The sequence below is a fragment of the Kineococcus aridisoli genome (assembly GCF_050871885.1).
Lineage (GTDB): Bacteria > Actinomycetota > Actinomycetes > Actinomycetales > Kineococcaceae > Kineococcus.
Map to the genome: position 1 here is coordinate 1 of NZ_JBJLSF010000125.1, position 9,640 is coordinate 9,640.

At 77.0% G+C, this 9,640-nt stretch carries 10 protein-coding genes; 3 read left to right on the forward strand and 7 right to left on the reverse strand.

The window, feature by feature from the left end:
- Window positions 1–77: 77 nt before the first annotated feature.
- The 7 genes from ACRYM2_RS21710 to ACRYM2_RS21740 form a co-directional block, all read right to left on the reverse strand.
- Window positions 78–815 carry a TerD family protein gene (locus ACRYM2_RS21710; protein ID WP_432524654.1) on the reverse strand — a complete coding sequence of 246 codons (738 nt, stop codon included), beginning with the start codon at window positions 813–815 and terminating at the stop codon, window positions 78–80.
- Window positions 816–852: 37 nt separating this feature from the next.
- Window positions 853–1,188 carry a hypothetical protein gene (locus ACRYM2_RS21715; RefSeq protein ID WP_432524655.1) on the reverse strand — a complete coding sequence of 112 codons (336 nt, stop codon included), beginning with the start codon at window positions 1,186–1,188 and terminating at the stop codon, window positions 853–855.
- Window positions 1,185–2,237, reverse strand: coding sequence for a tRNA (adenosine(37)-N6)-threonylcarbamoyltransferase complex transferase subunit TsaD (gene tsaD / locus ACRYM2_RS21720; RefSeq protein ID WP_432524657.1), 1,053 nt, complete (start codon window positions 2,235–2,237; stop codon window positions 1,185–1,187). Before tsaD ends, ACRYM2_RS21715 begins: the two co-directional genes overlap by 4 nt.
- Window positions 2,234–2,794, reverse strand: a complete 561-nt coding sequence (def, locus tag ACRYM2_RS21725) for a peptide deformylase (RefSeq protein WP_432524668.1) — start codon at window positions 2,792–2,794, stop codon at window positions 2,234–2,236. The genes tsaD and def overlap by 4 nt, the downstream gene beginning before the upstream one ends.
- A gap of 85 nt (window positions 2,795–2,879) precedes the next feature.
- Window positions 2,880–4,514, reverse strand: a complete 1,635-nt coding sequence (locus tag ACRYM2_RS21730; RefSeq protein WP_432524658.1) for a PP2C family protein-serine/threonine phosphatase — start codon at window positions 4,512–4,514, stop codon at window positions 2,880–2,882.
- Between the two features lie 61 nt (window positions 4,515–4,575).
- Window positions 4,576–5,316, reverse strand: coding sequence for a YceI family protein (locus tag ACRYM2_RS21735; RefSeq protein WP_432524660.1), 741 nt, complete (start codon window positions 5,314–5,316; stop codon window positions 4,576–4,578).
- A 67-nt stretch (window positions 5,317–5,383) separates the two neighbouring features.
- Entirely contained in the window at window positions 5,384–7,663 is a 2,280-nt protein-coding gene (locus ACRYM2_RS21740; protein WP_432524661.1) for a putative bifunctional diguanylate cyclase/phosphodiesterase, read from the reverse strand.
- Window positions 7,664–7,777: 114 nt separating this feature from the next.
- Between ACRYM2_RS21740 and ACRYM2_RS21745 the strand changes: the two genes are divergently transcribed.
- From ACRYM2_RS21745 to ACRYM2_RS21755, 3 genes are all read left to right on the forward strand, one after another.
- Window positions 7,778–8,761 (forward strand): aldo/keto reductase, encoded by a 984-nt coding sequence (locus tag ACRYM2_RS21745; protein ID WP_432524663.1) that lies wholly within the window; start codon window positions 7,778–7,780, stop codon window positions 8,759–8,761.
- Between the two features lie 144 nt (window positions 8,762–8,905).
- Window positions 8,906–9,232, forward strand: coding sequence for a hypothetical protein (locus ACRYM2_RS21750; RefSeq protein WP_432524664.1), 327 nt, complete (start codon window positions 8,906–8,908; stop codon window positions 9,230–9,232).
- Window positions 9,233–9,402: 170 nt separating this feature from the next.
- Window positions 9,403–9,549: a hypothetical protein gene (locus tag ACRYM2_RS21755; RefSeq protein ID WP_432524666.1), complete on the forward strand. Its 147-nt coding sequence runs from the start codon at window positions 9,403–9,405 to the stop codon at window positions 9,547–9,549.
- Window positions 9,550–9,640: the final 91 nt, after the last annotated feature.

The window sequence follows — 9,640 nt, forward strand, 5'->3', positions numbered from 1 at the left end:
TGATCTTGCGCGGTGCACCGCGCAAGATCACCGCGGGAGGTGCGACGCGGGGGCGCCGGGTCAGGGCTGCCGGGGCCTCACTTGCGGCCGGTGCGCCAGCGCATGCCCCAGCCGTAGGCCTCGTCGAGGGCCTGCTGGCCGCCCTGGACGTAGCGGACCTCGCGCTGCACGGAGACCTCGCGGCCGTCGGAGACGATCTGCGCGATGGCGCACATGGGCGAGCGGTCGTCGTGCTCGTCGAGGCGGACCTCGACCTCGGGGCCGCTGGCCGGGTGCAGGGTCACCACGCCGTCGGCGGCGGCCCAGTTCGGCACGCCCTCGTAGATGAAGGCGAAGACGAGGACGCGCTTGATCTTCGCGGGGTCGCGCAGGTCGACGTAGAGGTTCTCCCCGCCGCCGCCGGTGCGGTCGTCGCCGTCCAGCCAGACGAGCGGGTCGCCGGCGGCGCGGTCGCGGAAGGCGTTGCCGAGGGCCTGCACGACGCCCTTGGAGCCGTCGGTGAACTCGTAGAGCGCGCCGATGTCCAGGTCGATGCCACCGCTGCCCGCGGTGGCGGCCGCCTTGAGCTTGGAGAAGAAGCCGCCGCCGGAGGCGGGGGCCTGCCCGGCGGGTCGCGCGTTCCACGCCAGGTGCACGCGCAGGGTGCCGCCGGCCGACCCGGCCTTGGACAGCGAGACCTTCGGCGCCGCCTTCGTCAGGGTCACCTTGGACAGGGACAGCGGGCTGCCCGCCGCGCTGCCCGACGAGCCGCCCGCCGCGGGCGGGGTCGCGGAGGGTTCCGGGGAGCCCGGCTTCTTGCTGTAGTCGATGGCCACGGCCCGTCAACGAGCTCTGCGCGCGGGAAGTGCCCGCTCAGCCCTCGCGGGCGGCGGCCTCGACGAGCGCGACGGCGTCGGCCAGGCCCAGGCGCCGGTCCGCGCGGCGCAGCCGGCGCACCTGGTGCACGCGGCCCTCCTCCGGCGCCTGCGCCAGCAGCTCGCGCACCCGCTGCAACGGCCAGTCGCCGGTGGCGGCGGCGGAGCGCTCGCGCCGGCGGCGCTCCATCGACACCGACAGCACCAGGCCGCCGGCGACCATCAGCCACGCCCCCGCGGAGGTGTCGCCCTGCAGCACGGTGACGACCCCGGCCAGGACGGCCACCGCCGCCAGGACCGCGGCCGCCCACCGCAGCGCCGCCGGGGTGCTCACGTCCACGGTCCGGCCAGCAGGGCGCCGGTCAGCGGCGCGGACGGGTCGGCGGCCAGGTCCAGGCCGGAGGCGGGGGCACCGGCGCGCACGAGCAGGTCGCCGACGGCGGCGATCATCGCGCCGTTGTCGGTGCACAACCGCACCGGCGGCACCCGCAGCTGCAGACCGGCCGCGGCGCAGCGCTCCTCGGCCAGCGCCCGCACGCGGGAGTTGGCCGCGACACCGCCCACGAGCAGCAGCGCGTCGACGCGGTGCTCGATGCACGCGGCGACGGCCTTGCGGGTGAGGACGTCGGCGACGGCCTCCTGGAAGCTGGCCGCGACGTCGGCGACCGGCACCTCGCCGCCGGCGTCGACGCGGGCCTCCACCCAGCGGGCCACGGCCGTCTTCACCCCGGAGAAGGAGAACCCGTAGGCGGGGTCGGACGGGCGCGAGAGCGCCCGCGGGAAGGCGATGGCGCGCGGGTCGCCGTCGCGGGCGGCCCGGTCGACGGCGGGGCCGCCGGGGTAGCCCAGGCCCAGGACGCGGGCGACCTTGTCGAAGGCCTCCCCCGCGGCGTCGTCGACGGTGTCGCCCAGGTGCACGACCGGGTCGCGGCCCAGGTCGCCGAGCAGCAGCAGCGAGGTGTGCCCGCCGGAGACGACGAGCGCGACGCAGCGGCGCGGCAGCGGGCCGTGCTCAAGGACGTCGACGGCGGCGTGCCCGGCGAGGTGGTGCACCCCGTACAGCGGCTTGCCGAGGGCGAACGCGAGCGCCTTCGCCGAGGCGAGGCCCACCTGCACGGCCGTGGACAGCCCCGGCCCGGCGGTCACGGCGACGGCGTCGACGTCGGCGAGGTCCAGCGAGGCCGCCTCCAGCGCCTGGTGCAGCACCGGGACGATCGCCTCCAGGTGGGCGCGGGCGGCGACCTCGGGCACGACCCCGCCGAAGCGGGCGTGCGCGTCCATGCTGGAGGCCAGGGCGTCGCCGAGCAGCACGCCGTCGCTGACGAGGCCGACACCGGTCTCGTCGCAGCTGGACTCCACGCCCAGCACGACCGGCGAGCTCACGGCTGCTCCTGCCCGGGCGCGGACAGCCCGGCGGCGGCGAGGATCTCGGCGCGCTGCCCGGCGTCGAGGCGGTCGACGTAGACGACGCCCTCGAGGTGGTCCACCTCGTGCTGCAGGCAGCGCGCCAGCAGGCCGGTGCCGACGATGCGCACCGGGTTGCCGTGCACGTCGCGGCCGGTGACCTCGGCGCGGTCCGGGCGGGCCAGGTCGGCGTACTGGCCGGGCACCGACAGGCAGCCCTCGCCGTCCAGGTCCAGGCGGCGCTTGCGGCCGGTGGGCAGGTGCAGCACGGGGTTCACCACGTGCGCGACGACGTTCTCCCCGGTGCGCTCGGTCTCCTCGTCGGGGCAGTCGACGACGAAGACGCGGGCGTCGACGCCGATCTGGTTGGCGGCCAGGCCCACGCCGTCGGCCGCGGCCATCGAGGCGAACATGTCGGCCACCAGCTGCACGAGGTCGTCGTCGAAGGAGGTGACCTCCGCGCAGCGGCGGTGCAGGACGGGCGTGAAGTAGGTGGTGATGGGGTGGGCGACGCCGGTGCGTCCCGCGAAGACCACCTCGGCGGCGGTCTCGGGGGGCGTCTCCGGGAAGGTCTCCGGGACGGGGGTCGCGTCCTGCTCGCTCACGAGAGGCGATCGTAGGTCAGTCCTGCGGGTGGAAGCGGACCGCGAGCACCGCGACGTCGTCGCCGCCCGCGGTGCCCACCTCGGCCAGCAGCGCGTCCAGCCCGGCGTCCAGGTCGGGCCCGGCCAGCGAGCGGGCCGCGCGGCGCAACCGCTCCAGGCCCTCGTCGAGCTCCTCGTCGCGGCGCTCCACGAGGCCGTCGGTGTACAGCAGCAGCGTGCTGCCCGCGGGCACCTGCACGACGTGGTCGGAGCGCGAGGGCGCGGCGACGCCGACGAGCAGGTCGGCGGGGGCGTGCAGCAGCCGGGCGGTGCCGTCGGCGGCGACGAGCAGGGGCGGCGGGTGACCGGCGTTGGCCCAGCGCAGCGTGCGCAGCCCCGCCGCGCGGGCGCCCGCGTCCTGCTCGAGGCGGGCCACGACGCAGCTGGCGAGGATGGCCTGCCCGCCCAGGGAGTCGACCACCGACTCCAGCCGGCGCAGCAGCTCGGCGGGCGGGTCGTCGCGGTCGACGGCCAGCGCCCGCAGCGCGATCCGCAGCTGCCCCATGCCGGCGGCGGCGGTGATGTCGTGGCCGGTGACGTCGCCGATGACGAGCATCGTCGTGCCGTCGGGCAGCAGCAGCGCGTCGTACCAGTCCCCGCCGACCTGGTCGTCGGCGTGGGCGGGCACGTAGCGGGCGGTCAGCTGCAGGTGGTCCGGCTGCGGCAGGGCGCTGGTGAGCATCGACGACTGCAGGGTGCGGGCGGTCGCGGTGCGCTCGTCCAGCAGCAGCGCCCGCTGCAGCGCCTGGGTGGTGTAGGAGGCCAGCGAGACGAGCATGGCCCGCCGGCTCTCCGGCAGCTGCAGGTCCTCGTGCCAGACCATGGTGAGCAGCCCGACGGTGCGGCCGGCGGCCACCAGCGGCACCGTCGCCAGGTAGTGCACGTCCGCGGTCTCCCAGCGGTGCGCCAGCTCGGGGAAGCGGGTGCGCAGGCTGGCGGCGTCGTCGAAGCGCGGGGCGCCCTGGCGCATCGCCAGGGTGCCGGGGCCGGGGCCGTCCAGGGGCAGGTCCTGCCACTCCTCCTCGGCGCCGGGGGCCAGCTCCCCGGTGAACGGGGTCCGCAGCAGCTGCCGCTCGTGGTCGACGACGCTGAGCGCGGCGTAGGCGGCGCCGAAGCCGTCGCGGGCGGCGGCCACGACGACCTCGGCGACGTCGCGCACGGTGCGGGTGGCCGTCAGCGCCTCCGACAGCCGCAGCAGCCGGGTGGTGTGCTCCAGCGAGCCCTGCAGGGAGCGCAGCGCCTCGTCGCGCTCGCGCTCCAGCAGGTGCTGGCGGGTGACGTCGCGGTAGGCGCACAGCACGTGGGAGTCCATCCGCTGGGCGCGCACCTCGATCCACAGCCCGGTGCCGGGCACCGGGCCGGTCCACACGACGACGCCGGGCTCCTCGCGGGTGCGCCGCAGCTGGCGGTGCACCTCGGAGCCGACGGCGGCGGGGAAGACCTCCGGCAGCAGCCGGCCCACGAGGTCCTCGGGGGTGAAGCCGTACAGGGCCGCGCCGGCGTCGTTGACGTGCACGATCCGCCACGCGGAGGCGTCGAGGACCATCAGACCCTCGGAGACCTCTTGCCACGCTCGCAGGAGCAGCGGGTCCACCGCTCCCGCGGACGACATGCCCACCACCCTAGGAGCCGCTCCCGCTCCCCGCAGGCGATCGGCGCGGCCGCGGGCGCGCTCAGGCCCGGACGGCGGTGACGGCGAACTCGATCGTGCCGGTGCCCTCGACGGAGACGAAGCCGAGGTCGGGGGCCTGGACCCCGAAGTCGGCCCACGTCAGCGGCAGCGCGCCGGTGACGGTCACGGAGCCCTCGGCGGTGCGCTCGACGGTGGCGGGCAGCTGCACCTCGCGGGTGGCGCCGTTCAGCGCCATCGTGCCGGGCAGCGCCACCGCGATGCTCGCGCCGACGTCCAGGCCGCCCAGCGGCACGGGCGCGGTGAGCGCGAAGTCGGCGGTGGGGAAGCGCGCGACGTCCACGACCCGGGTGCGGAACTGGTCGTCGCGCCGGCCGGAGTCGGTGCTCACGCTCGCCAGGTCGACGGAGACGGTGGCCGCGGTCAGCTGCCCGCCGGAGACGACGAGGTCGCCGGTGACCTGGTCGGTGCGGCCGGTGACGGTGACGTCCTGGCCGTTGAGGACCTCGTCGACGCGGTAGCCGGCGGTGCCGCCGGGGGCGATGGTCCAGCCGCCCTCCAGGGCGGGGTCGGTGGCGGCGGTGCTGGGGGCGGCGGCCGGCGCGGCGCCGCCGGTCACCAGCGGGGCGGCGGCCCTGCCCTCCTGCACGCTCGCGTAGATCCGCGGGCCGACCACGGCCGCCAGCACGAGCAGGACGGCGACGACCGCGAGCGCGGTCCACAGCCGGCGGCGGCGGTGCGGGCGGCCGGGGGTGGGCGGGCGCTCGGTGGTGGAGGTGCTCACGGGGATCCTCGGGTGCTCGTCGGGGCGGGGTGGCGCACCGGCAGAACGAGGTGGCCGCGCCGGGGGTTCAGCGGTCGGCGCGCGAGCCCGCCCCGGCGGTGGCCCCGGCGGTGGCCCCGGTCGTCGTGGTGGTGGCCGGCGCCAGCCAGCGCGCCAGCTGCGGTGCGGGCACGGGCCGGGAGTGCAGGAAGCCCTGGCTCTCGTCGCAGCCCAGGGCGGCCAGCCGCCGCAGCGTCGGCTCGTCCTCGACGCCCTCGGCGACCACCCGCAGGCCCAGGTCGTGGGCCATGCGCACGGTGCCGGCGACGATGGCCGCCGAGCGCGGGTCCTCCAGCACCCCGGAGGTGAAGGAGCGGTCCAGCTTCAGCTCCGACACCGGCAGCCGGTGCAGCTGCACCAGCGAGGAGTAGCCGGTGCCGAAGTCGTCGATGCTCACCTCCGCACCGCGCTCGCGCAGCGCCGAGACGACGGCCAGGCTGCGCTCGGGGTCGCGCAGGAGCACCGTCTCGGTGACCTCGAGCACGAGGTCGCTGGCGGGGACGCCGTGGCGCTCCAGCAGGGACTGCAGCCGGGCGGGCAGGGCGGTGTCGAGCAGGTTGCTGGCGGAGAGGTTCACCGAGACCCGCACGCGGGAGCCGGCCGCGCGCCAGGCGGCCACCTGCTCGACGGCCTGCTCCAGCACCTCGTCGGTCACCGCGCTCATGAGCCCGTGGGCCTCGGCGAGGGGGACGAACCGGCCGGGCCCGAGCAGGCCGTGGACGGGGTGCTGCCAGCGGACGAGGGCCTCCAGACCGCGCAGCCGGCCCGTGGCCACCTCCAGCTGCGGCTGGTAGTGCAGCACCAGCTGCCCCCGCTCCAGGGCCGTGCGCAGCTCGGAGACCAGGGTGAGCAGCCCCGCGGAGTCGTCGTGGCGGGCGGGGTCGTGCTCGACGACGCCGAGGCCGTTGCGCTTGGCGTCGTACATGGCGTCGTCGGCGCGCCGCAGCAGGGTGACCGCGTCGACGCCCCCGGACGGCCCGGGCGGCCCGTCGGCGCCCGGCCGCCAGGTCGTGACGCCGAGGCTGGCGCCGGCGTGCACGCGGGTGCCGGCCAGCGGGAAGGGCTCCGCCAGGACGGCCCGGACCCGCTGCCCGAGGGCCACCGGCTCGGAGCCGCCGGGGCAGACGAGGGCGAACTCGTCGCCGCCGAGGCGCCCGAGCAGCTGCCCGGGTCCCAGCAGCAGCTGCACGCGCTGGACGATCATGCGCAGCAGGTCGTCGCCGGCCGCGTGGCCGAGGCCGTCGTTGACCTCCTTGAAGCGGTCGACGTCGAAGACGGCGACGAGGACAGGCTCCCCCGCCGCCAGCGAGGCGTCGAGGCCGCGCAGCACCGCGCGCCGGTTCGCCGCCCCGGTCAGCTCGTCGGTGAGGGCCTCGCGGCGGCTGGTGGCCAGGTGCGCGAGGTCGCGCAGGTTGATCAGCAGCCGGGTCGCCGAGCAGGCGACCGCGGCGACCGCGCACAGCAGCACCGGCGCCGGCGCGCCGGTGAGCGCGTCGACGGCGATGACGACCAGGGAGGCCGAGACCACGACGAAGGCGCCGACGGTGGAGGCCGCGGGGTCGGCCCCGGTGGTGGGCACCGAGGCGACGGGGGCCAGGGCCGCGGCGGCCGCGGCCAGCAGCCCGGCCGTCCACAGGCCCTCGGCCCAGGGCCCGGCCAGGCCGGCGCCGCCCTGCCCGAGGCCGGAGCCGGCGCCGGTGAGCAGGACGCCGGCCGTCATGAGCCACACGCGCGGGTCCGAGCGCACCGAGCTGAGCCGGGCGGCGGTGGCGGCGCTGAGCACGAGGACCGCGGCGGCGCAGTCGGCCGTCAGCAGGAGCAGGTCGACGGCGTCGGGGTGCCGCGCCCCGGCGAGCCCCGCGACGGTGGCGGCGAGCGCGGTGACCACGAGCACCGCGCCGACGCCGTTGAGGACGTCGTCGGGGTCGGCGCTGCTGGGGTTGTGCCGGGTCCAGCGCACCAGCGCCCGGTACAGCAGCGGGAAGGTGAGCAGCGTCGCGGCGGCGGTGGGCACGGGCGCCAGCGCGGCGGCGGCGGGGACGGCGGCCAGCGCGGCGGAGGCGGCGCCGGCCAGCGCCAGCGGCGCCCACCCGCGGGCGAACCACCTCCACACGTGCCCCTCGGAGGCCGAGCGGCGGGTGCGGCGCACCAGCGCCACGACGAGCGCCAGCCCCGCGGCCGCGGTGGCCAGCAGCGCCAGCTGCGGGCGCCAGGCGGGCAGCGCGAGGTGCGCCGCCTGCGCGGCGACGGCGGCGCCGGCCAGCACCAGGACGGTGCGGGGCGCGAGCCGGGGGCGGGATCTGGCCACCCTCCGTCATCGGGTGCCGCGGGGCGGTCCAGGAGCCCCGCGGCGGGCGGCTCACCCGCTCGGGCGACGGCGGGCGGCGCGCCGCCCGGCCGCCCACCGCCTAGGGTGCGGTGCGTGCAGACGAGGACGCTGGGCAGGACCGGCCGCGAGGTCGGCGTGGTGGGGCTGGGCTGCTGGCAGCTCGGCGGTGACTGGGGCACGGTCGGCGACGACGACGCGCTGGCGACGCTGGGCGCCGCCGTGGACGCGGGCGCGACCTTCCTGGACACCGCCGACGTCTACGGCGACGGCCGCAGCGAGCGGCTGGTGGGGCGCTTCCTGCGCGAGTCCGGCCGCCGCGACGTCGTGGTGGCCACGAAGATGGGCCGGCGCGCCGACCCGCACGTGCCGCAGGCGTACACCCTGGACGCCTTCCGCGCGTGGAACGACCGCAGCCGGGAGAACCTGGGCGTCGAGACGCTCGACCTGGTGCAGCTGCACTGCCCGCCGACGCCGGTGTACGGCGACGACTCCGTCTTCGACGCCCTCGACACCCTCGTGCAGGAGGGCCGCACCGCGGCCTACGGCGTCTCGGTGGAGACGGTGGCCGAGGGGCTGGCCGCGGTGGCCCGCCCGCACGTGGCCAGCGTGCAGATCATCCTCAACCCGCTGCGGATGAAGCCGGTCACCGAGTTCCTGCCGGCGGCCGCCGAGGCGGGCGTGGGGGTCGTGGTGCGGGTGCCGCTGGCCTCGGGCCTGCTCTCGGGCCGCTACGACGAGCGGACGACGTTCCCCGCCGACGACCACCGCAACTACAACCGCGCGGGCGCGGCCTTCGACATCGGCGAGACCTTCGCGGGCGTGCCCTTCGAGGTGGGGCTGCAGGCCGCGCGGCGGCTGTCCGCCGTCGCCGGCGAGGTGCCGCTGGCCGCGTTCACGCTGCGCTGGATCGTCGACCAGCCGGGCGTGAGCGTCGTCATCCCGGGGGCGCGCAACGGCGAGCAGGCGCGCGGGAACGCCGCCGCCGCGGACCTGCCGGCCCCGACGGCGCAGCAGCGCGAGGAGGTCGCCGCGGTGTACCGCGAGCTGGTGGCCGAGCACGTGCACGACCGCTGGTGACGCCCCCACCGCCGGGAGCCTCACCTACGACAGTGCGTCGTTGACAACGGTTGCGCCACAAGGTCGATGGACGGCCCTGACCGGTGCGGAGCACCGCCCGGCAGGGCCTACCCTCGTCGGGTGCCTTTTGAGCGACTCCGCTTGATGAGCGACTACCAGGCGCCGACCCCGGTGTGGGCACCTGCGGACCTGGGCGGCTTCGTCCTGACGACCGAGCACCTGGACGACCTCGGCCTGACGGAGACGCTGCGCACCGACCTGCTGCGCTGGCAGGCCTTCTTCGACGACCACCACCCCGTCGACCTGTGCGGGTGGGACTCCCCCCTCTCGTGCGAGCAGTACGCCGGCGAGGGCTTCCGCCTGCAGCGCGAGCTCGCGCGGGCGCTGCCCGGGGTGCGCTTCGACCTCGACCTGTGGCCCGTGCGGGCGGTCGAGGAGGAGCTGGCCGACTCCGGCGTCCGGGGCGCCTGACAGCCCGCTCCCGGGCGCGTACCGTCGGGGGACCGCACGGGGCCCGCTGGGTCCCGTCACCGGCCCGGCTCGACGAGAACGGGGAGTCCGAGCGACCGGCCGCCGGTGCCACGCGGCACACCCGCGCCTCGCGCACCCCCGCCGGCACCGCCGGCAGCCAGGAGATCCCCGTGGACAAGTCCCCCCGCAACAGCGCCGCCAAGAAGTCCGGCAAGTCGCTGAAGGAGAAGAGGGTCGACAAGAAGGCGAAGTCGGCCGTGCGTGGTGCGGCCGACGCGGTCGCCGACAGCGTCAGCAGCAGCCACCGCAAGCGCTGAGACCGGCCCCGCCCGCCACCCCGCCCGCCCGCCGGCGCGCTCCAGCGCGCCCTCGGTCGGTGATCTTCCACGGTGCACCGTGGAAGATCAC